This is a genomic window from Dactylosporangium sp. NPDC000521 (assembly GCF_042898305.1).
GTDB lineage: Bacteria > Actinomycetota > Actinomycetes > Mycobacteriales > Micromonosporaceae > Dactylosporangium.
The window spans coordinates 634478-655259 of record NZ_JBIAYW010000003.1; the positions used below are offsets into that span (position 1 = coordinate 634478).

At 69.8% G+C, this 20782-nt stretch carries 16 protein-coding genes and 1 tRNA gene; 10 read left to right on the forward strand and 7 right to left on the reverse strand.

Annotated features, from left to right (window positions below; translation table 11 throughout):
* Positions 1 to 49: 49 nt before the first annotated feature.
* Positions 50 to 1597, forward strand: a complete 1548-nt coding sequence (locus tag ACFY3L_RS13085) for a M28 family metallopeptidase (RefSeq protein WP_389322234.1) — start codon at positions 50 to 52, stop codon at positions 1595 to 1597.
* Here the strand turns inward: ACFY3L_RS13085 and ACFY3L_RS13090 are convergent.
* The 4 genes from ACFY3L_RS13090 to ACFY3L_RS13105 form a co-directional block, all read right to left on the reverse strand.
* A complete protein-coding gene (locus tag ACFY3L_RS13090) occupies positions 1584 to 2210 on the reverse strand; it encodes a TetR/AcrR family transcriptional regulator (RefSeq protein WP_389322236.1) in 627 nt (208 codons plus the stop codon). The genes ACFY3L_RS13085 and ACFY3L_RS13090 overlap by 14 nt on opposite strands.
* A gap of 94 nt (positions 2211 to 2304) precedes the next feature.
* Positions 2305 to 4353: a hypothetical protein gene (locus tag ACFY3L_RS13095; RefSeq protein ID WP_389322237.1), complete on the reverse strand. Its 2049-nt coding sequence runs from the start codon at positions 4351 to 4353 to the stop codon at positions 2305 to 2307.
* A gap of 67 nt (positions 4354 to 4420) precedes the next feature.
* Complete coding sequence (locus ACFY3L_RS13100; RefSeq protein ID WP_389322239.1) at positions 4421 to 5284, reverse strand: hypothetical protein; 864 nt, start codon at positions 5282 to 5284, stop codon at positions 4421 to 4423.
* A gap of 6 nt (positions 5285 to 5290) precedes the next feature.
* The gene (locus tag ACFY3L_RS13105; RefSeq protein WP_389322241.1) at positions 5291 to 6559 is read right to left on the reverse strand and encodes an EAL domain-containing protein; all 1269 of its coding nucleotides are present in this window, start codon (positions 6557 to 6559) and stop codon (positions 5291 to 5293) included.
* 86 nt (positions 6560 to 6645) lie between these two features.
* On the opposite strand from ACFY3L_RS13105, the gene ACFY3L_RS13110 reads away from it, so the two are divergent.
* Positions 6646 to 7185, forward strand: a complete 540-nt coding sequence (locus ACFY3L_RS13110; RefSeq protein WP_389322243.1) for a hypothetical protein — start codon at positions 6646 to 6648, stop codon at positions 7183 to 7185.
* Positions 7186 to 8007, forward strand: coding sequence for a spermidine synthase (locus ACFY3L_RS13115; protein ID WP_389322245.1), 822 nt, complete (start codon positions 7186 to 7188; stop codon positions 8005 to 8007). It abuts the gene before it with no gap.
* 8 nt (positions 8008 to 8015) lie between these two features.
* On the opposite strand, the gene ACFY3L_RS13120 is transcribed toward ACFY3L_RS13115, so the two are convergent.
* Positions 8016 to 8089, reverse strand: a tRNA-Leu gene (locus ACFY3L_RS13120).
* A 96-nt stretch (positions 8090 to 8185) separates the two neighbouring features.
* Between ACFY3L_RS13120 and ACFY3L_RS13125 the strand changes: the two genes are divergently transcribed.
* The 5 genes from ACFY3L_RS13125 to ACFY3L_RS13145 all read left to right on the forward strand — a co-directional run bounded on the left by ACFY3L_RS13125 (position 8186) and on the right by ACFY3L_RS13145 (position 13033).
* Complete coding sequence (locus ACFY3L_RS13125; protein WP_389322247.1) at positions 8186 to 8797, forward strand: ANTAR domain-containing response regulator; 612 nt, start codon at positions 8186 to 8188, stop codon at positions 8795 to 8797.
* Positions 8798 to 8949: 152 nt separating this feature from the next.
* Positions 8950 to 10254 (forward strand): branched-chain amino acid ABC transporter permease, encoded by a 1305-nt coding sequence (locus ACFY3L_RS13130; protein WP_389322249.1) that lies wholly within the window; start codon positions 8950 to 8952, stop codon positions 10252 to 10254.
* 10 nt (positions 10255 to 10264) lie between these two features.
* Positions 10265 to 11260 carry a branched-chain amino acid ABC transporter permease gene (locus ACFY3L_RS13135; protein WP_389322251.1) on the forward strand — a complete coding sequence of 332 codons (996 nt, stop codon included), beginning with the start codon at positions 10265 to 10267 and terminating at the stop codon, positions 11258 to 11260.
* Positions 11250 to 12236 carry an ABC transporter ATP-binding protein gene (locus ACFY3L_RS13140; protein WP_389322253.1) on the forward strand — a complete coding sequence of 329 codons (987 nt, stop codon included), beginning with the start codon at positions 11250 to 11252 and terminating at the stop codon, positions 12234 to 12236. Before ACFY3L_RS13135 ends, ACFY3L_RS13140 begins: the two co-directional genes overlap by 11 nt.
* Positions 12233 to 13033: an ABC transporter ATP-binding protein gene (locus ACFY3L_RS13145; RefSeq protein ID WP_389322255.1), complete on the forward strand. Its 801-nt coding sequence runs from the start codon at positions 12233 to 12235 to the stop codon at positions 13031 to 13033. The genes ACFY3L_RS13140 and ACFY3L_RS13145 overlap by 4 nt, the downstream gene beginning before the upstream one ends.
* A gap of 153 nt (positions 13034 to 13186) precedes the next feature.
* Here ACFY3L_RS13145 and ACFY3L_RS13150 read toward each other — a convergent pair whose 3' ends face one another.
* Positions 13187 to 14443, reverse strand: a complete 1257-nt coding sequence (locus tag ACFY3L_RS13150; protein ID WP_389322257.1) for an ABC transporter substrate-binding protein — start codon at positions 14441 to 14443, stop codon at positions 13187 to 13189.
* A gap of 247 nt (positions 14444 to 14690) precedes the next feature.
* Here ACFY3L_RS13150 and polA point away from each other — a divergent pair, with 247 nt between their 5' ends.
* Positions 14691 to 17384 (forward strand): DNA polymerase I, encoded by a 2694-nt coding sequence (gene polA, locus ACFY3L_RS13155; RefSeq protein ID WP_389322259.1) that lies wholly within the window; start codon positions 14691 to 14693, stop codon positions 17382 to 17384.
* A 644-nt stretch (positions 17385 to 18028) separates the two neighbouring features.
* Here polA and ACFY3L_RS13160 read toward each other — a convergent pair.
* Positions 18029 to 18838: a class I SAM-dependent methyltransferase gene (locus tag ACFY3L_RS13160; protein ID WP_389322261.1), complete on the reverse strand. Its 810-nt coding sequence runs from the start codon at positions 18836 to 18838 to the stop codon at positions 18029 to 18031.
* A gap of 162 nt (positions 18839 to 19000) precedes the next feature.
* On the opposite strand from ACFY3L_RS13160, the gene rpsA reads away from it, so the two are divergent.
* Positions 19001 to 20599 (forward strand): 30S ribosomal protein S1, encoded by a 1599-nt coding sequence (gene rpsA, locus ACFY3L_RS13165; protein ID WP_389322263.1) that lies wholly within the window; start codon positions 19001 to 19003, stop codon positions 20597 to 20599.
* Positions 20600 to 20782 lie beyond the last annotated feature (183 nt).

Below are 20782 nucleotides of genomic sequence, written 5' to 3' on the forward strand. Positions count from 1 at the left end.
ATCCCTCGTGCCGGGCCGTGACCCCCCTCGACCCCCGGGAGCTGTCCACGTGAAGAAGGTCCGCACCGCCGCGCTGGCGGTGGCCCTGGCGGTGGCCTCGGCCGCCACCGCGGCGCAGGCGCCCGCCTCCGCGGCGCCGGCGAAGATCCTGCTCGCCGCCGCGCCCAACATCTCCGTCGCCAACGTCAAGGCGCACCTGAGCCAGCTGCAGAGCATCGCGACCGCCAACGGCGGCAACCGGGCCCATGGCCGGCCCGGCTACCTGGCCTCGGTCAACTACGTGAAAGGGCAGCTCGACGCCGCCGGGTACACCACGGTCGTGCAGTCGTTCACCTACAACGGCGCGACCGGCTACAACCTGATCGCGGACTGGCCGGGTGGCGACCCCGACGACGTGCTGATGGTCGGCGCGCACCTGGACAGCGTCACCGCCGGGCCCGGCATCAACGACAACGGCTCCGGCTCCTCGGCCAACCTGGAGGTCGCCCTCGAGGTGTCCCGGCAGGCGCTGAGCACCACGAAGCACCTGCGCTTCGGCTGGTGGGGCGCGGAGGAGCTCGGGCTGCGCGGCTCGACCGCCTACGTCAACAGCCTCTCCGCGGCCGAGAAGGCGAAGATCAAGGCGTACCTGAACTTCGACATGGTCGGCTCGCCGAACCCCGGCTACTTCCTCTACGACGGCGACAACTCCGACGGCGTCGGCTCCGGCCCCGGCCCCGCCGGCTCGGCAGCCCTCGAGCAGACGCTGAAGGACTACTTCACCTCGATCGGCGTGCCGACGGAGGGCACCGACTTCGACGGCCGCTCCGACTACGGCCCGTTCATCGCCAACGGCATCCCCGCCGACGGCATCTTCACCGGCGCGGAGGGCACCAAGACCACGGCGCAGGCCACGAAGTGGGGCGGCACGTCCGGCACCGCGTTCGACGTCTGCTACCACCGCTCCTGCGACACCACGGGCAACATCAACGACACGGCCCTGGACCGCAACAGCGACGCCATCGCGTACGCGGTGTGGACCATCGCGACCAGCACCCCGGCCCCGCCGGGCACCACCGTCTACAGCGACACGTTCGAGACGGCCACCGGCTGGACCGCCAACCCGTCCGGCACCGACACGGCCACGGCCGGCGCGTTCGAGCGGGGCGACCCGGCGGCGACCAGCTCCGGCGTCGCGCTGCAGCTCGGCACCACCGTCAGCGGCAGCTTCGACCTGGTCACGGGCGCGGCGGCGGGCAGCAGCGCCGGCACCTACGACGTGGACGGCGGGGTCACCAGCATCCGCTCGCCCGCGATCACGCTGCCGGCACTGCCGTCAGGGGGCACGCTGACGCTGACGTTCTCCTGGTACCTGGCCCACCTCGACAACGCCACCAGCGCCGACTACCTGCGGGTGCGCGTCGTCGACACCACCACGACGACCGTGTTCAGCCAGGCGGGCGCCGCGTCGAACCGGGCCGGCGCGTGGGCGGTGGCTTCGGTGAACCTGACCGCCTACGCCGGGCAGCCTATCCGGATCCTGATCGAGGCGAACGACTCCGGCACCGCCAGCCTGGTCGAGGCCGGCGTCGACGACGTCAAGATCACTCGGTCGTGACCTGCGGGGGCCGGTCCTGGTGGCCGGCCCCCATCAGGGCCGCGATGCCGCTCATGTACGACTCGCGGTCGACCTCCCCGATGAGCACCCGCTGCAGGATGTACCCCTGGATGAGCCCGAAGAGCGCCGAGCCGATCGCGACCGGGTCGGCGCCGGCGGGCAGCTGGCCGTGCTCCTGGGCACGGCGGGCCAGGGCGACCGCGTTGCCCCGGATCCGGCCGTAGATCTCGGCGATGAGCCCGGCGAACTCGGGGTCGTGCACCGCCTCGCCCCACACCTGCACGGCGATGCGGACCGTGCCGTCGTCGGTGAGGTTGATGTCGATCTGGTGCAGCAGGTCGTCGATCACCACCAGCACGGGCGGCGGCGGGTCCTGCCGCAGCAGGTGGTCCGCGGTCGCCTGCACCACCCCGATCTTCTCGCCGGCGATCGCCTTGATCAGTGCGGCCTTGCTGTCGAAGTACCGGTAGAACGCGCCGACCGACAGCCCCGCCTCCTTGATGACGTCCTGCATCGACGTCTGGTGGAAGCCGTTGCGCAGGAAGCAGCGCGTGGCCGCGTCGATGATCTGTTCGCGGCGGGCGGCGAGGTGGGCTTCGGAGACGCGCGGCATCCTCCGATTGTAGAGCGAACGCTCGCTTTCCAAACTTCGGCGTGCATCGGGTCCTGGGCGATCGACGGGTCGCGCCTCGGACGTGGGCTGCGCCTCAGACGCGGGTCGCGCTGAAGATCATGGCGGTCATGACGACGCCGCCGGCGCCGGCGTTGGCCAGCATGAGCCTGGGGGAGAGGCGGGTCACCGGGTTGGTCTTGTCGACCGCGGTCGCCTTGCGGTTGCCGGTCGAGAAGGCGGTCAGCTCGATCCCGCCGTCCGCGGCCGGCTTGCAGGTGACCTGCAGCGGCGTCGAGGCGGTCGTCGGCGGGCCGGCGTTCTTCGGCTTCGCCGACGCGGCGAGCCTCGCCGGCTGCCCGCCCGTCAGCTTGAAGATCTCGATGATGCCCTCGGGGCCGACCTCGAAGGTGTAGCCGTTGCCCAGGTCGGCGCCGTCGAGGCAGGCCGCGCCGATCTTGGCGCCGCCGGCCGCCTTGCCGATCGCGGCGAACTCCAGGTCCATCGTGAAGCCGGCGCCCTGCACCGCGAGCCGCTGCTCCGGGCCGGGCGCGACGCAGCGGATGTTGGGCTGCTCCGCGGTGATCCGCAGCGCGTCCGGCACCTCGACCTTGCAGCCGCCCGCGGCGCCCCACGGCACCTTCTGCTGCAGCGCGGCGACCGTCTTCGTGCCCTTGAGCGTCCACGGCCCGACCGACGTGACGGAGCACGCGATGACGGGCCGTTGCGTCCAGCCCGGCGGGAGCATCGGCTTGTCCAGGGGCAGGAACGACTGGCCGAACGGGACGCCGAGGTACGCGCCGTAGGACTGCTCGCAGACCGCCTTCGCGGCCGCGTCGACCGCCTCGCGCCCCGGGTCCTCCAGGAACGGCAGGTGCCCGACGTAGGTGACCTCGCCGATGTGCGCGGCGTTGCAGGGCGTGACGTAGCGCAGCTGCGACGACCCGCCGATCCAGTCGAAGCACTCGCCGGCCTTGAGCTCGAACTGGTCGCCGACGAAAAGCTCGGTCGCCGCCTTGGACGGGTCCGCGAGGGCCCGCGCGATCCGGTCGCCGTCGTCATTGCCGGTGACCTGCAGCCCCTTGTCGAGCAGCGCCACCAGCGACGGTGCCAGGCCGTCGACGGGCACGGCGGTGTCGTGGACCGCCTGCCGGTGCGACGGGGACAGGCCCGCGACGACGACCACCTTGCCCTGCTCGGTGCGCAGGTAGTACTCGAAGCCGAGCCAGTGCCCGGCGCCCGCGCCGACCAGCGGCACCACGACCGCGACGGCGAGCACCGAGTAGCCGGCGACGGTGCCCCACGCGCGGCCGACGGAGGCGGCGATGACCGCCGCGGCGCCGACGAGGACCCCGCCGAGCAGGCCGATCGCGCCGCCGGTGGACAGGACCAGGCGCAGCGGCTCGGCGAGCAGCCAGCCGGCGAGCCCGCCGGCGCGGGAGGTGCCGCCGTCCAGGAGGCTCGGGTTGCCGCGGACCAGGTGCAGCAGGCCGAGCGTGGCCAGGGCGATGCCGGTGGTGCGGGTGAGGACCCGTTCGCGCAGGTAGTGGCCGGTGGCGACGGCCAGGTCGCGCAGCTCGGCGCCGGTCCACAGCCGCCGGTCGACGATGGGCACCAGGGGCAGCTGCCACGGCCAGGTGGCCCGGGGCAGGCGCGGCAGCGGCCAGAGCAGCAGCAGCGGCAGGACCGGCAGCACGTACGCGGCGTAGCCGAACCCGAACGTGAAGACCGTGGTGGCGACGCCGTGCACCGGCACCTGCGGCACCCACAGCAGGGCGACGAGCACGGCGACGACCGCCGCGATGATCCCGATCCGCGGCCACGACGGCCGCTTCGGCCTCGGCCGCGCGGGCTTCTCCAGCGGCTGGTCCGGGTCCTGGACGGGGGCCGGTCCGCGGCGGCCCCGCCGGTGCGACCCGGCCTCGGCGGTCGCGGCGCCCTGCCAGTCGGTGAGCGCGGCGCGGACCTGGTCGGTGGCGGCGACGCCGAGCAGCAGCCCCGCCACCAGGGTCAGCACGATCCGCCAGGCCGGCGGCGCGGGGGCGGTCCCGATCAGCGTGGACAGGCCGAGGACGGCCGCGGTCGCCAGGGTCAGCAGCGCGACCGCGGGCAACGCCGCGCGGGCGCGCGCACCGACCTCGGACATGGCTCTGGAGCATGGCAGCCGCCGTACCCCATCGCAACTGGCCTAAGTCTGGCTTAAAAGTATGTCGTCACATCTGCGTGTGGCCGGCCGCGCAGGCGTCGATGACCGGCTTGAACGCGTCACGCTCCGCATCGGTGATCTTCAGCTCCGTGTACAGCGGCGGGCCGCCGTCGAGGCTGAGCCACGCGGGGAACACGTACGGCTTCTTGATCTCCGCGAGCGCGTGCGGGGTGCAGCGCTCGCCGTCGACCACGATCGGCACGCTCACCTCCTGCTGCCCGGGCTGCAGCACCGCGTACGGCTTCGGCGTCTGCTCCCGAGCGGGCAGCGGCAGCACCTCAAGCAGGATGCTGCCGACGAACTCCTGCAGGGTGACCGTCCCGGCGTACCCCACCCGCTTCAGCACCACGGTGCCGTTGAGCCAGCCGCTCGGCAGGTGCGTCCAGGGGCCGAACGTGAGCGACACCCGCCGGTCCAGGTACGCCTGCTGGCAGTCGATCGCGAGCAGCTTGTCGAGCATCGGGTCCGGGTCGGGCAGCGGCAGCCGCAGGTCGTGCAGCTTGCCGTCCTCGGTACGGACGGCGAATCCGACATGGGAGGCGGCGCTGCGCGGCTTGAGCTCGTCGCCCTGGCAGATCCCCGTGCCGTAGGAGACGGGCACGTCGACGCGCAGGCCGCCGACGGGCAGCGGGGCGTCGACCGCGACCGGCCCGACCCCCTTGAACGACGGCGCCTGCAGCTCGACCCGCTCGACGGTGACCTTCGCGGGGCCCTCGTTGTGCATCGAGATCTGCACCGTGTGCCGGACCTCGTCGACCCGGCCCTGGGTCAGCTCGACCCGCAGCTTGACCGGCTTCTCGGGCGGCTTCTGGGAACCGTCGCCGCACGCGGCGAGCAGGGCGAGGAGCACGACCGGCGCCAACCGCTTCATAGCCGCCTATGTTGGCACGATCCAGTGCAGCAGCGCACGGGCCGCTTCGAGCACGAGGTCGCGGTCGTACGTGAGGGCGTAGGTGAACCGCCGGTCCTCGTCGGGCCCGTCGTCGGCGAGGTCCCGCGCGACGAGGGCGGCGGCGAAGTGCGGCCCGACGACCACCACGTTCCACTCGCCGCGCAGCGGGTCGTCACCGGCGATCGCGGCGCCCCTGACGCCCGGCACCGGTGCGCTCGGGATCTCGGTGCCGAGGACGCCGACCAGGGCGGCGGTCTGCGCGATGGTCGCGTACCGGCGGGCGGTCGCGGGGGTCAGGAAGCGCGCCTCCTGGAAGCAGCCGAGCAGGATGGGCGGCTCCGCCGCGTCGAGCGCCTTCTCCTCCAGGTACCGGCTCAGCGGCATGAGCATCCGCTTCGTCGCCTCGGCGGTCGGGCGGCGGGCGGCGACGATCTCGTACGGCGTCCTCGTCCCCGTCCCGGCGGGCGGCGCGACGAACGGCACCGGCAGGGTCGCGCTGCGCTCGGCGACGTCCGCCGGCAGCGGCCCCGGCCGGCCGAACAGCCAGCCCTGGCCGAGCGTCGCGCCCATGCCCAGGGCGGCGGCGACGTGCTCGCGGGTCTCGACCCCCTCGGCGAGGACCGCGGCGCCGGTACGTTCGGCGTAGGCGACGACCGCGTTGACGACACGGGCGGCGTAGGCCCCGCCGGGCCGCTGGGTGAGGTGCCGGTCGACCTTGACGACGTCCGGGTGCACGAACGGCATGACCGCCAGGGACGCGGGCTCGGCGCCGACGTCGTCCAGCGCCACGCCCCAGCCGGAGCCGCGGCACGCCTCGGCGGCGGTGAGCAGGGCCGCCGGGTCGTCGGTGATCGCCCGCTCGGTCATCTCGACGACGACCCGCAGCCGCAGCTGGGCGTCGAGGATGGCCGGGGCGAGGTCCGGCGGGCACGGCTCGCCGAGCGCGGCGGGCTCGGCGTTGACGAACAGGGTGAGGCCGAGCGGCAGGCCGGCGTCGATCGCGGCACGGTACGCGGCGGCGCGGCAGACCCAGTCGAGCTCGGCGAGGCGGCCGGCCCTGCCGGCGGCGTCGAACAGGTCCAGCGGCGCCTCCCACGGCGTGCCGGCGGGCCCGCGGGTCAGCGCCTCGTAGCCGACGACCTCGGGCCGGTGGCGGCGCCACGAGTCGAGCCGCACGATCGGCTGGAACACGGTCGTGACGGCACGGGCATCGATGACGTCGTCGATGCTCTTGATCAGGGTGGTGCCGGCCATACCTGTCGGTTCGACCAGGAAGCTCCGGAACTGAGAGTAATCGCCGGTTTGGTTCGCGGTGGGGCTGCTCCGGTACGTTGGGGGCGATGCGACGTGTACTCGTGGTTGCGCTGCTGCTCGGGTTGACGGCCTGCTCGTCGGCCGCCCCGTCGCCGTCCGCGTCGCCCGGCGGCTCGGGCGGGTCGGGTGCGGTCGTGAAGACCGCCGGGTGCGGCGCGTCGCCGTCCGCGGACCCGGTGGACGTCGTCTCGCAGATCACCGCGAAGGGCGAGGCCGACTTCGCGGCCGTGTTCGCCGGCGCCCGGGTCGGCGACGACGGCGTCGAGGTCTACCGCAAGCCGTCCGCCGACCTGGACAGGTGGATCACCACCACGTTCGCCGCGTCGTGCGTGCTCGTGCACGACGCCCGGTTCTCCGCCGCCGAGCTGGACAAGCGCTACCAGCAGGTCAACGACGACAACACCTACTGGGCGGAGCAGGGCGTGCACGTCAACAGCGTGTCGTCCGACTTCGTGCGCGGGGTGGTCGTCGTTGGCACGCAGGAGGTCGACAAGGGCAGGCCGCTCTTCGCCGCGCGCTACGCCGACGGGCCGCCCGTGGAGCTCGTGGACGAGGCGCCCGCCTAGATGTCCGGGTGGCGGGAGATCATCGACGGGATCGGCGAGCGCACCGAGTTCGGCAACGCCAGGCTGGTGCGCGACCCGCGCCGCAAGGGTGGCTGGACGCTGCTCTTCGAAGAGGTGCAGCAGTCGTACGTCGACGTCGCCGACCCGACCTACCTCAGCTTCGAGTACACCCGCCGCATCGCCGCGATCGTCGACACGATGGCACCGCAGGCGCGCCCCCTCACCGTGCTGCACCTGGGCGGCGGTGCCTTCACGATGCCGCGCTACGTCACCGCCACGCGCCCCGGCTCCACGCAGGTGATCGTCGAGCGGGACCGGCGGCTCGCCGACTTCGTGCAGCGGGTCGTGCCGCTCGCCGACGCCACCGGCGTCACGTTCGTCTTCGGCGACGCCCGGGAGGTCGTGTCCGGCATTCCGGACTCGTCCTACGATCTCGTCATCGGCGACGTGTACGACGCGGCGCAGATGCCCGAGAGCGTGTCGGACGTCACGTTCGCCGCGGAGGTGGCCCGGATCCTGCGTCCGGAGGGGGTCTACGCGGTCAACGTCGCGGACCTCGCGCCCCTGGCCTTCTCCCGGGGGCAGGCGGCCACCCTGCGCACCGCCTTCGCCGACGTCTGCCTGCTCGTGCGCCCGGAACTCCTGCGGGGCAGGCGCTTCGGCAACGTCGTTTTTGCGGCGTCCCGCCGCGCGGACCGGCTTCCTGTCACGCGGCTGGCCGCGATCCTCGGGCGGGACCGGCAGCCGGCGCAGGTCGTCAGCGGTGCCGGACTGGACCTGCTGACCGCCGACGCGGAGCCGGTGGTGCTGCCTCCCGCGTGAAACTTGCGTGCCCCGGGTGGGATTCGAACCCACACTGTCGGAGGTTTGAGCTCCGTTCCTCTGCCGATTGGGATACCGGGACGGGTACGCCGCACCAGGGTACCCACTAGTCTGATCCCGGCGGTAATCGCCGTCAGTCGTGTCAGCCAGGTTAGTCGAGTCGGATCGGGAGTTGCGCGTGGCCGAGGCACAGAGCCGTCGGGTGCTCATCGCGGAAGACGAGGCGCTCATCCGCCTCGACCTCCGGGAGATGCTCGTCGAGGAGGGCTACGACGTTGTCGGCGAGGCCGGCGACGGCGAGACGGCCGTCCGCCTCGCCGAGGAGCTCAAGCCCGACCTGGTCATCATGGACATCAAGATGCCGATCATGGACGGGTTGGCCGCCGCGGAGAAGATCGCCGGCGCGCGCGTCGCGCCGGTCGTCATCCTCACCGCGTTCAGCCAGCGGGACCTGGTCGAGCGCGCCCGCGCCGCCGGCGCGATGGCCTACCTGGTGAAGCCGTTCCAGAAGAGCGACCTGGTGCCGGCGGTCGAGATCGCCGTGTCGCGGTTCGCCGAGCTGGCGGTGCTCGAGGAGGAGGTCGCCACGCTGACCGACCGCCTGGAGACCCGCAAGGTGGTCGAGCGCGCCAAGGGTCAGCTCATGGCGACCTACTCGATGAACGAGCCGCAGGCGTTCAAATGGATTCAGCGCACCGCGATGGATCACCGAATGACCATGCGGGAAGTGGCCGATCGGATCATCGCGGAAACCGCCACCGGTAACAGCACCGTAACCCCTGAGTCCTGACCTTTTACCTGCGCAGGGCGTGTCTGCGCACGTGGTGCTCAGGGTCGAATAACGGCTTGGTAACGGACCGCAATCGGCTTCTGGAGCGGGCTATGATCCGCCAGTCCCGAGGGTCGGGACGATTGCTGCCATCAGTTATTCGAGGAGCACCATTGCGTAGAGCCGTGATCATGCTCACGGCCTTCCTGGCCTGCGTGATGCTCTCCTTCGGTCTGGGCGCCACAAGCGCGTGGGCCGAAGGGGAAGCGCTGCAGGGGACGCTGACCAACAACGGCGCTCCGGTCGCCGGTGTCAAGATCAAGGCGTCTACCCAGGACGGCGCGCCCGCCGGTGAGGCCACATCCGACGAGCAGGGCAAGTGGAGTATTCCGGTAACCGGTCCGGGCACCTACAAGGTGGAACTCGATGTAGCGTCGCTGCCCTCCGGGGTCGGGCTCACCAACAACCGGCCCGTGCTGCCCACTGTCACCGTGGCGGACGGGCAGGCACGCAACGTGCTGTTCCCGCTCGGCGCGGCCGGCACGACCGTCGGCGGTGGCAACAACCAGCCCGGCACGAAGGACACGTCCCCGTCGTCGTTCGACCGCGTCGCCGACCTGCTGTACTCGGGCCTGCACTTCTCGCTGATCATCGCCCTGGCGGCGCTCGGCATCTCGCTGATCTTCGGGACCACCGGCCTGACCAACTTCGCCCACGGCGAGATGGTCACGCTCGGTGGTCTCATGACGTTCCTGTTCAACGTGACCATCGGGATGCCGCTGGTGCTGGCCGGCGTCGTCTCGGTGGCCATCGGCGCCGCCCTGGGCTACTTCCAGGACCGCGCGTTCTGGGGCTGGCTGCGCAAGCGCCGCACCAACCTGGTCACCATGATGATCATCTCGATCGGCCTGTCGCTGCTGGTCCGTTACGTCTTCCTGTACTTCTTCGGCGGTGAGTCGCGCAACTTCGCCGACTACAACGCCCAGGCGGGCGTGCAGTACGGACCCTTCCTGATCGCGCCGAAGAACCTGATCGCCGACGGCGTCGCCCTCGTCGTCCTCGCCGCGGTGTCCTTCGCGCTGGTCGGCACCCGGCTCGGCAAGGCCACCCGCGCCGTCGCCGACAACCCGGCGCTGGCCGCCGCGTCCGGCATCAACGTCGACCGCATCATCCGCCTCGTGTGGACGATCGGCGGCGGCCTCGCCGCGCTCAGCGGCGTGATCCTCGGCGCCTTCCAGGGCGTCGGCTTCCAGATGGGCTTCCAGATCCTGCTGCTCATCTTCGCCGCAGTGACCCTCGGCGGCTTCGGCACGGCCTGGGGCGCGCTGCTCGGCAGCCTCGTCATCGGGTTGTTCATCCAGATCTCCACACTGTGGATCCCGACCGAGCTGAAGTCCGTGGGTGCCCTCGCGGTGCTGATCGTGATCCTGCTCTTCCGGCCGCAGGGCATCCTCGGCCGCCGGGCCCGGATCGGCTGAGGGGGCGATCATGAACTGGGAAAGCATCTTCAGCGTGTCGTTGGAAGCGATCGTCGGTTCCACCGCTATTGCTTACGCCCTCGCGGCCATCGGGCTCAACGTCCACTTCGGCTACACTGGCCTGCTCAACTTCGGCCAGTCCGCCTTCCTCGGCGTCGGTGCCTACGGCATCGCGATCACGGTGGCGACCTTCGGGCTGCCGCTGTGGCTGGGCGTCATCGTCGGCCTGCTCGCGGCGGTGGTCCTCGCGCTGCTGCTCGGCATCCCGACGCTGCGACTGCGCGCGGACTATCTGGCCATCGTCACGATCGCCGCGGCCGAGATCATCCGGCTCTTCTACCGCGCCACCGACCTGCGCAAGTGGACGGGTGCCTCCGACGGCCTGCAGAGCTTCTCGCAGGACTTCTACGAGCTCAACCCGTTCGCCGGCAGCAAGGGCATCGACCTCGGGCTCATCACGTTCACCGACCGTGAGCTGTGGATCCTGGTCGTCGGCTGGACGCTGGTGCTGCTCAGCTGCCTCGTGGTCTGGCTGCTCATGAGCAGCCCGTGGGGGCGCGTGCTGAAGGCCATCCGGGAGGACGAGGACGCCGTGCGCAGCCTCGGCAAGAACGTCTTCTCCTACAAGATGCAGTCGCTGGTCCTCGGCGGCGTCATCGGCTGCCTCGGCGGTTTCGTCTTCGCCCTCGACCGGGCGGCGGTCCAGCCGGACACGTACGGCACGGAGTTCACGTTCTTCGCGTACACCATCGTGATCCTCGGCGGCGCGGCCCGGGTCTTCGGCCCGGTCGTCGGCTCCATGATCTTCTGGGTCCTGCTGGTCTTCATCGACTCGGCCCTGAGCGAGGCCTCCAACAACAAGGTCTTCCCGGAGTGGTTCATGACCACCTCGCAGGCCGGCTCGGTCCGGTACATCCTGGTCGGCCTCGGCCTCATCCTGCTGCTGATCTACCGGCCGCAGGGCATCTTCGGCGACAAGAGGGAGGTCATGCTCGATGGACGTTGAGAAGTCCGATCGGGCCGCCCGCGCGCGTGCCGTCCAGGCCCTGGCCGGCCTGCCGTGCGAGCCGGGCGTCCCGAAACCCGACCCGATCCTCGTCGCCGACAACGTGGTGCGCCGCTTCGGCGGCCTCACCGCCGTCGACGTGAAGCACGTCGAGATCCAGCGCGGCTCGATCACGGCGCTCATCGGCCCCAACGGCGCCGGCAAGACGACCTTCTTCAACCTGCTCACCGGCTTCGACGCGCCCGACGAGGGCTCGTGGACGTTCAACGGCAAGTCGCTGTCCGGCGTCGCGGCGCACAAGGTCGCGCGGGCCGGCATGGTGCGCACGTTCCAGCTCACGAAGGCCCTGTCCAAGCTCAAGGTCATCGACAACATGCGGCTCGGCGCCACCGGGCAGCGCGGCGAGAGCTTCTGGCGGGCGCTGCTGCCCGGCACCTGGAAGCAGCAGGAAGCCGAGATCACCGCCCGCGCCGAGGACCTGCTGACCCGGTTCAAGCTCATCGCCAAGAAGGACGACTTCGCCGGCAGCCTCTCCGGCGGCCAGCGCAAGCTCCTGGAGATGGCCCGGGCGCTCATGGTGCAGCCGGAGATGGTCATGCTCGACGAGCCGATGGCCGGGGTCAACCCGGCGCTGACGCAGTCGCTGCTCGGCCACGTCAAGCAGCTGCGTGAGGACGGCATGACCGTGCTGTTCGTCGAGCACGACATGGACATGGTCCACGACATCAGCGACTGGATCATCGTCATGGGGCAGGGCGGCGTCATCGCCGAGGGCACCCCGGACAAGGTCATGGCCGACCCGCGCGTGATCGACGCCTACCTGGGCGCGCACCACGACGGCGCGGTCAAGACCGTCGGCGGCGAGGAGGTGGACGCCTCTACGCTGGACGAATCCGACGGCGAGGTGACCCTGATCGGCGCTGTCGACGAGCTTTCTGTTTCTCCTGAAGACGACCCGAAGAGGGGGACGGCATGACCGTTCCGATCGAGGACGACGCCCCGGTCGCCAGCAACGAGATCGTCGACCGTGGCGACCACCTGGCACACGCCGACGGGGCGGTCCTGCGGGCCGACGACGTCGTCGCGGGCTACCTGCCCGGCGTCAACATCCTCAACGGCGCTGACCTGTACGTGCACGACGGCGAGCTCGTGGGCATCATCGGCCCCAACGGCGCCGGCAAGTCGACCCTCCTGAAAGCCATGTTCGGCCTGGTCAACATCCGCTCGGGGGCCGTGACCCTGCGCGGGGAGAACATCACCAACATGAAGGCGCACGCGCTGGTGGAGCGGGGCATCGGCTTCGTCCCGCAGACCAACAACGTCTTCGCGACCCTCACCATCGAAGAGAACCTGCAGATGGGCACGTTCCTGAAGCCGAAGCGCTTCAAGGAGCGCTTCGACTTCGTGACGCAGCTCTTCCCGACCCTGGCCGAGCGGCGCAAGCAGCGGGCGGGGCTCATGTCCGGCGGTGAGCGGCAGATGGTCGCCATGGCCCGGGCGCTCATGATGGAGCCGACCGTGCTGCTGCTCGACGAGCCCTCAGCGGGTCTCTCGCCGGCGCTGCAGGACGAGGTGTTCTTCCGGACCAAGCAGATCAACTCGACCGGTGTGACGGTCGTGATGGTCGAGCAGAACGCCCGCCGTTGCCTGCAGATCTGCGACCGGGGATACGTCCTCGATCAGGGCCGCAATGCCTACACGGCGTCAGGTCAGGATCTGATCAATGACCCGCGGGTGATCGAGTTGTACCTGGGCACGCTCGCTCGCGCCTGAACCATCGTTTTTGCTTCTCGAGAATCCCGCGTTCCCCGTCCGGGGGCGCGGGATTTCTCTTTGCTTGCCTTCTTTGCTTGCCGTCTTTGCCTGCCGTGCGACGAAAACAAAGAGCCCCACCGCCGACGGCGGTGGGGCTCTTTATTCTTCAGATCAGATCTTGCCGTTCTGGTACTTCACGTCCGACGTGAGCTTGTTGTTCTCGTCGTAGGTGTAGACACCGATGGTGGCCTCGGCCGGGTCGCCGGCGTCGTTGAAGGAGATCGGGCCGCTCAGGCCGTCGTAGTCGATGTCCTTCTTCTGCTTGAGCAGGTCGGCGCAGGTCTTGAAGTCCGTGCACTTCTCGCCGCCCTTGGAGACGGTGATCAGGTGCTTCGCGATCTCGCCCGGGTTGTCGCTGCCGGCCTCGATGGCCGCGAGGGCCGCGAGGATGGTGGCGTCGTAGGACTCGACGGCGTAGTTCCAGTCCTTCAGGTCCTTGTTGATCTCAAGGGCGCGCTTCTTGAAGTCGTCCTTGGTCGCGGCGCCGGGCTGGGTGCCCTTGTAGCCCTTCAGCGTGCCAGGGGCGAAGTCCTTCGAGTAGTCGGCGATGTTGCCGTCCACGAAGTACCACTTCTTGGTCTTGAGGCCGGCCTCGATCAGCTTGGGGACGATCTTCTTGGTCTCGTCGAAGCCGATGATGGCGATGGCGTCCGGGTTGGCGGCCTTGATCTTCGCCACGTCGGCCGAGAAGTCCGCGGCCTTCGGGTCGTAGGTCACCGACACGGCGACCTTGCCGCCGCCGCTCTCGATCTCCGCCTTGGCGTTCTCGGCGAGGCCGGTGCCGTAGGAGTCGTTGAGGACCAGCATGCCGGTGGTGGCGTTGCCGTCCTGGACGATCAGGTCACCGAGGACGCGGCCCTGCAGCGTGTCCGGCGGAGCGGTCCGGAAGTACAGACCCTTGTCGTTGTAGGTGGTCAGCGCCGTCGACGTGTTGGCCGGCGAGATCTGGACCACGCCCGCGCCGGTGATCTTGTCGATCACGGACAGCGAGACGGACGACGAGGCGGCACCGATGATGACGTCGGTCTTGTCCGTGAGCAGCTTGTTGACCGACTGGGTGGCGATGTCCGTGGAGGTGTCGCCCGAGTCCATGTGCTGGATCGTGACGGGCTTGCCCAGGACGCCACCGTTGGCGTTGATCTCCTTGATCGCGACGTCGACGCCCGCGAACTCCGGGGGGCCGAGGAACGCCAGCGAGCCGGTCTGCGGCAGGATGGTGCCGATCTTCAGCACGCCGTCGCCGGGGGTGGCACCACCGGTGGTCGCGCCCGTGCTGGGCTTATCTGCATCTTCACCACAGGCACTGAGTGCCAGGACGGCAGCGCTCAGCACGGCGACCGAGCGCCATGCGAGGTTGGGGCGGATCATCACCTGTCTCCTTTTTACAGCGCGGTAGGCGTGGTTGCGCCTAGATGCCAAGACGCTGATAGGGGCAGAACCTAATGAAACTCCGGAGCTGGCACTAGGCCTTCAGGCCAACACGCCCTAGGAAGTTGCGCAGTCGTAATCTTCCTGTTCGCAACCGTCGCGGGAATCGGTTTGTCGCGTCACTGCGCGGGGTCCTCGGGCGGTCCTGTGCGGAGAAGTGTCATACCCCCCGACTAGGCTTCAGGGTGTGACGGGTTCAACAGAGGACACCAGGCTCCTGCTGCTCGACGGGCACTCTCTCGCCTACCGGGCGTTCTTCGCCCTCCCCGCGGAGAACTTCTCCACGAAGACGGGGCAGGTGACCAACGCCGTCTTCGGCTTCACGTCGATGCTGATCAACATGTTGCGGGACGAGAAGCCCACGCACGTGGCGGTCGCCTTCGACGTGTCACGCCAGACCTTCCGCCTGGAGAAGTATGCGGAATACAAGGCCAACCGCTCGACGACCCGGCCGGAGTTCTCCGGCCAGCTCGACCTGATCAAGGAGGTCCTCAACGCGCTGCGGATCCCCTTCATCGAGAAGCCGGGTTACGAGGCCGACGACGTGATCGCGACCCTCGCCCGGGAGGCGGTCGCGCAGGGCATCCCCACGTCGATCATCACGGGCGACCGCGACGCCTTCCAGCTGGTCACCGACCTCGTGACGGTGCTCTATCTCAAGCGCGGCGTCTCCGAGATGGACCGCATGACGCCCGCCAAGGTCGAGGAGCGCTATGGCATTCCGCCGTCGCTCTACCGGGCGAAGGCGGCGCTCGTCGGCGAGGACAGCGACAACCTCCCCGGCGTTCCCGGCGTCGGGGACAAGACCGCCGCCAAGTGGATCCTGCAGTTCGGCGACCTCGACGGGATCATCGCCCGGGTCGACGAGATCAAGGGCAAGGCCGGCGAGAGCGTGCGCGCCCACCTCGCCGACGTCATGCGCAACTATGAGCTCAACGGGCTCGTCGACGACCTGGAGCTGCCGGTCGCCCCCGAGCAGCTGCTCTGGCGCGGCTGGGACCGCGAGGCCGTCCACCAGGTCTTCGACGCCCTGGAGTTCCGCATCCTGCGTGACCGGCTCTACCAGTACCTCGACGCCGTGGAGCCCGAGGCGGAGAGCGGCTTCGACCTGTCCGGCACGGTCCTGCGCGAGGGCATCGGCACCTGGCTCACCGAGCACGCCCCGGCCGGCACCCGGGTCGGCGTGGCCGTCGCCGGCAAGTTCGGCCGCGGCACCGGCGAGGTCACCGGCATCGGCCTCGCCGTCGCCGGCGGCCCGGCCGCCTGGTTCGACCCGACCGAGCTCGACGCCGCCGACGACGCGGCCGTGGGGGAGTGGCTCGCCGCCACCGACCGGCCCAAGGTGCTGCACGACGTGAAGCCGGCCCGGCTCGCGTTCGGCACCCGCGGCTGGCAGCTCGAGGGCGTCGCCAGCGACACCGCGCTCGAGGCCTACCTGGCCCGCCCCGACCAGCGCTCCTACGACCTCAACGACCTGGCGCTGCGCTACCTCAAGCGCGAGCTGCGGGTCGACGCCCCGGACACCGGCCAGCTCGCGCTCGACGGCCTGGGTGGCAACACGGGAGAGGCGGAGGAGAATCTCATGCTCCGCGCCCGCGCCACCCTCGACCTCGCCGAGGCGATCGCCGAGGAGCTGCGGCGTGACGGCGACTCCTCCGCCCGCCTGCTCGCCGAGGTCGAGCTGCCGCTGGTCACCGTCCTGGCGGAGATGGAGCGGGTCGGCATCGCCGCCGACACCGACTACCTCAGCGAGCTGGAGGCGAAGTTCGCCAGCAACGTCAAGGCCGCCGCGCAGGGCGCCTATGAGGTGATCGGCCGGGAGTTCAACCTCGGCTCGCCCAAGCAGCTGCAGGAGATCCTGTTCAACGAGCTCGGCCTGCCGAAGACCAAGCGCATCAAGACCGGCTACACCACCGACGCCGAGGCGCTGCAGAACCTGCACAAGCAGACCGAGCACCCGCTGCTGGCGCACCTGCTGAGCCACCGCGACTGGGCCAAGCTCAAGACCACCGTCGACGGCCTGCTCAAGTCGGTCAGCGACGACGGCCGCATCCACACCACCTACTACCAGACCGTCGCGGCCACCGGCCGGCTCTCCAGCACCGACCCCAACCTGCAGAACATCCCCATCCGCACCGAGGACGGCCGGCAGATCCGCCGCGCCTTCATCGTCGGCGAAGGCTTCGAGTCCCTGCTCACCGCCGACTACAGCCAGATCGAGATGCGGATCATGGCCCACCTGTCGAAGGACGAGGCGCTGATCGAGGCCTTCAACTCGGGCTTCGACTTCCACGCCGCGACCGCCTCCTCGGTCTTCTCGATCCCCGCCGACGAGGTCGTCCCCGACCAGCGCCGCAAGATCAAGGCCATGAACTACGGCCTCGCCTATGGCCTGTCCTCCTACGGTCTCGCCTCGCAGCTCGGCATCACCCCCGCCGAGGCCACGGTCCTCATGGAGGAGTATTTCGCCACGTTCGGCGGCGTCCGCGACTACCTGCGCCAGATCGTCGTCCAGGCCCGCCGCGACGGCTACACCGAGACCGTCCTGGGCCGCCGCCGCTACCTGCCCGACCTCAACAGCGACAACCGCCAGCGGCGCGAGATGGCCGAGCGCATGGCCCTCAACGCCCCCATCCAGGGCTCCGCCGCCGACATCATCAAGGTCGCCATGCTCCATGTGGACGCCGCCCTGCGCGAGGCCGGCCTGCAGTCCCGCATGCTCCTGCAGGTCCACGACGAGCTGGTGTTCGAGGTCGCCCCAGGCGAGCGCGCCGCCGTCGAGGCCCTCGTCCGCCAGCAGATGGGCGAGGCCTACCCGCTGGACGTCCCCCTGGGCGTCTCGGTCGGCTCAGGCCGCGACTGGAACGAAGCCGACCACTGACCACTGCCCACTGACCCACCCGACCCGACGCCACTCGCCGCCGGTGTCGCCCCGCCCGCGGGCCGACACCGGCGGTCGGTGTCGCCCGGGGGCTTCCCTGCTCGCCTGCTCCCGTTCTCACCGGTTCAACGGCTCACCTGTTCCGTGCTCACCGCTTCAACGGCTCGGCTTCGTTGCCCGGCGTGGTGGCTCGGCTCGTCTGCTCGGTCGCTGAGCGGCTTCGCGCCCGTGCTGGCGTGCCGGTCGTCCGGTTTCGTTACCCCGGTGTGGTGGCTCGGCTTGGCGGCTCGGTCGCTGAGCGGCTCGGTGTGGCCGGTCCGTTCGACGGCCGCGTTCTCCGTCGCCCCGCCTCACCAACCTTCCGGGTTCGACCGCCGGCCGAGTCGCGGTCCACGTGCCCCTGTTGATTCCGCTCGCCGGCTGCGTCCGCACGGTTCGTCCGCACAATCGGATGCTCTGCGCTCTTTCCTCGCATATGCAACCGTTCATCTGTTTTTGTCGGCGGTTGTCAAGCACTTGCTCCGAGCGGGACCTCTTTTTCCGGTTTATCAGGCGCTTCGCGCCCGCTAAACCGGAAAAATCAGCATTTTGTGGGGCTTGAGCCTACTCGTGGACTATGACGCGGTCGCGTCACTGGGCTGCCGTCAGGTCGGCTTGGTGGCGACGAAGATCGCGGTGCCGGGGAAGATCTTGCCGCGCAGGGGGCTCCACTGGCCCCAGGTGCCGTTGTGGTCGTCGGGCCATTCGGGCTCGATGAGGTCGTTGAGGACGAAGCCGGCCGCGACGAGCTCGCGGATGCGGTCGCCGAGGGTACGGTGCTGCTCGACGTACGTCGGGACGTGCTTCTCGTCCTCCTCGACATAGGCGCGGCGGTCGAAGTAGGAGTGCACCGCGACCAGGCCGCCTTCGCCTGGGTCGTCCAGGAACACCCACCGCATCGGATGGGTGATCGAGAACGCCCAACGGCCGCCGGGGCGCAGCACGCGGTACACCTCCCGCATGACGCGACCCGAGTCGGCGACGAACGGGATGGCGCCGAAGGCCGTGCACACGATGTCGAATACGCCTTCGGCGAACGGCAGGGCCGTCGCGTCGGCGTGCAGGAGTGGCACTTGTACACCCGATCGGGTGTTCCCGGCGGCGGCGTGCCGCAGCATGCCGGCGGACAGGTCGCTGGCGACGACCCGCGCGCCCTGGGTGCGCAGCCAGCGTGAGCACGACGCCGCGCCGCAGCCGATCTCCAGGACGTCCTTGCCGGTGACGTCGCCGAGCAGTCGGGCGTCGACCTCACGCAGGCCCTCCGGGCACCAGACGAAGTCGGCGTCACCGAGGAACACGCCGTGTTCGGCCTGGTAGGCGTCGGCGTCAGCGTCCCACCAGCCCCGGCTCGCGCGGCGGCTCTCGGCTGGGTTCACTGCGCGTCGTGTGACGCCTGCGTCTGGTGACGTTTCCATGGACTGCAACGGTAGGCCCCGCAAAAGTCGGCGGATCGGGTCTGGGGGAGGGTTGGACCATGTGGTATTGCGCAGGGTAGGCTGATCGGTGCACTCGTGGGTTGTGCGCCTCGGCATGGAGCAGGCTCACGATCGTCTGACACATCCTGAGCTTCCAATGCATTGATCCTGCACTGCGACAGGCGGGTTGTGCCCCGACGATGGTCCGCGGGAGCGCAGGTCCACCGAAGTCACCCACCGACCGGAGCAACAACCCACATGACGAGCAGCATCGAGGCCACCTCGAGCGCCAGCAGCAACAAGGTCGTCGACGAACTCGCGTCCGATGAGGCGTTCCTCGCCGCGATCGACGAGACCATCAAGTACTTCAACGACGGCGACATCGTCGAAGGCACCGTCGTCAAGGTCGACCGGGACGAGGTCCTGCTCGACATCGGCTACAAGACCGAGGGTGTCATCCCCTCGCGCGAGTTGTCGATCAAGCATGATGTCGACCCTGCTGAGGTCGTGTCGGTCGGTGACCACATCGAAGCCCTGGTCCTCCAGAAGGAGGACAAGGAAGGGCGTCTGATCCTCTCGAAGAAGCGCGCGCAGTACGAGCGGGCGTGGGGCACGATCGAGAAGATCAAGGAAGACGACGGGATCGTTCGCGGCTCCGTCATCGAGGTGGTCAAGGGTGGTCTCATCCTCGACATCGGACTTCGTGGCTTCCTGCCGGCGTCCCTGGTCGAGATGCGCCGGGTCCGCGACCTGCAGCCGTACGTGGGCCGCGAGCTCGAGGCGAAGATCATCGAGCTGGACAAGAACCGCAACAACGTGGTCCTGTCCCGCCGGGCCTACCTCGAGCAGACCCAGTCCGAGGTGCGCACCGAGTTCCTGCACAAGCTGCAGAAGGGCCAGGTCCGCAAGGGCGTCGTGTCCTCGATCGTCAACTTCGGTGCGTTCGTCGACCTCGGTGGCGTCGACGGCCTGGTGCACGTGTCCGAGCTGTCCTGGAAGCACATCGACCACCCGTCCGAGGTTGTCGAGGTCGGCCAGGAGGTCGAGGTCGAGGTGCTCGACGTCGACCTGGACCGTGAGCGTGTCTCCCTGTCGCTGAAGGCGACCCAGGAAGACCCGTGGCGCCAGTTCGCGCGCACCCACGCGATCCAGCAGATCGTCCCGGGCAAGGTCACCAAGCTCGTGCCGTTCGGTGCGTTCGTCCGCGTCGACGACGGCATCGAGGGCCTGGTGCACATCTCCGAGCTGGCCGAGCGCCACGTGGAGATCCCGGAGCAGGTCGTGCAGGTCGGCTCCGACGTCATGGTCAAGGTCATCGACATCGACCTCGAGCGTCGCCGGATCTCGCTGTCGCTCAAGCAGGCCAACGAGGGCTTTGTCGAGGGCGAGGAGCACTTCGACCCGACCCTCTACGGCATGTCGGCCACGTACGACGAGCAGGGCAACTACATCTACCCGGAGGGCTTCGACCCGGAGACCGCCGAGTGGATGGCCGGCTTCGAGAAGCAGCGTGAGGCGTGGGAGCAGCAGTACGCTGAGGCCCGCCAGCGCTGGGAGGCCCACACCAAGCAGGTGCAGACGGCCCGCCAGGCCGACGCCGCCGAGCCCGCCGCCACCGCCGCGGCCGGCGCGACGAGCGGTGGCCCGGTCACCTCGTCGACCCCGACGGCGGCTCGCGCCCCGGAGGAGCCGGCAGGCACCCTCGCGACGGACGAGGCCCTCGCGGCCCTGCGCGAGAAGCTGGCCGGCGGCAAGAGCTGACGGTTCGCAGAACATCAGGAGAGGCCCCGTAGCCGGATTCGGCTACGGGGCCTCTCCCTGTCTCCACCAGGTACGGCGCTGACCGCGGGCCACTCGACGGAGGCTCCGAGACGGCGTCGCACTCGAGTCGCAGGCCGCTTGCTGGTGAGGTGGAGACCAGGTCCGCCACGGGCGTTGCCGGCC

Bases quoted from the DNA above. Each gene is read 5' to 3' on its own strand.
- ACFY3L_RS13090 (WP_389322236.1), bottom strand. From the start codon at position 2,210: ATGCCGCGCGTCTCCGAAGCCCACCTCGCCGCCCGCCGCGAACAGATC.
- ACFY3L_RS13095 (WP_389322237.1), bottom strand. From the start codon at position 4,353: ATGTCCGAGGTCGGTGCGCGCGCCCGCGCGGCGTTGCCCGCGGTCGCG.
- ACFY3L_RS13100 (WP_389322239.1), bottom strand. From the start codon at position 5,284: ATGAAGCGGTTGGCGCCGGTCGTGCTCCTCGCCCTGCTCGCCGCGTGC.
- ACFY3L_RS13105 (WP_389322241.1), bottom strand. From the start codon at position 6,559: ATGGCCGGCACCACCCTGATCAAGAGCATCGACGACGTCATCGATGCC.
- ACFY3L_RS13110 (WP_389322243.1), top strand. From the start codon at position 6,646: ATGCGACGTGTACTCGTGGTTGCGCTGCTGCTCGGGTTGACGGCCTGC.
- ACFY3L_RS13115 (WP_389322245.1), top strand. From the start codon at position 7,186: ATGTCCGGGTGGCGGGAGATCATCGACGGGATCGGCGAGCGCACCGAG.
- ACFY3L_RS13135 (WP_389322251.1), top strand. From the start codon at position 10,265: ATGAACTGGGAAAGCATCTTCAGCGTGTCGTTGGAAGCGATCGTCGGT.
- ACFY3L_RS13140 (WP_389322253.1), top strand. From the start codon at position 11,250: ATGGACGTTGAGAAGTCCGATCGGGCCGCCCGCGCGCGTGCCGTCCAG.
- ACFY3L_RS13145 (WP_389322255.1), top strand. From the start codon at position 12,233: ATGACCGTTCCGATCGAGGACGACGCCCCGGTCGCCAGCAACGAGATC.
- ACFY3L_RS13150 (WP_389322257.1), bottom strand. From the start codon at position 14,443: ATGATCCGCCCCAACCTCGCATGGCGCTCGGTCGCCGTGCTGAGCGCT.
- ACFY3L_RS13160 (WP_389322261.1), bottom strand. From the start codon at position 18,838: ATGGAAACGTCACCAGACGCAGGCGTCACACGACGCGCAGTGAACCCA.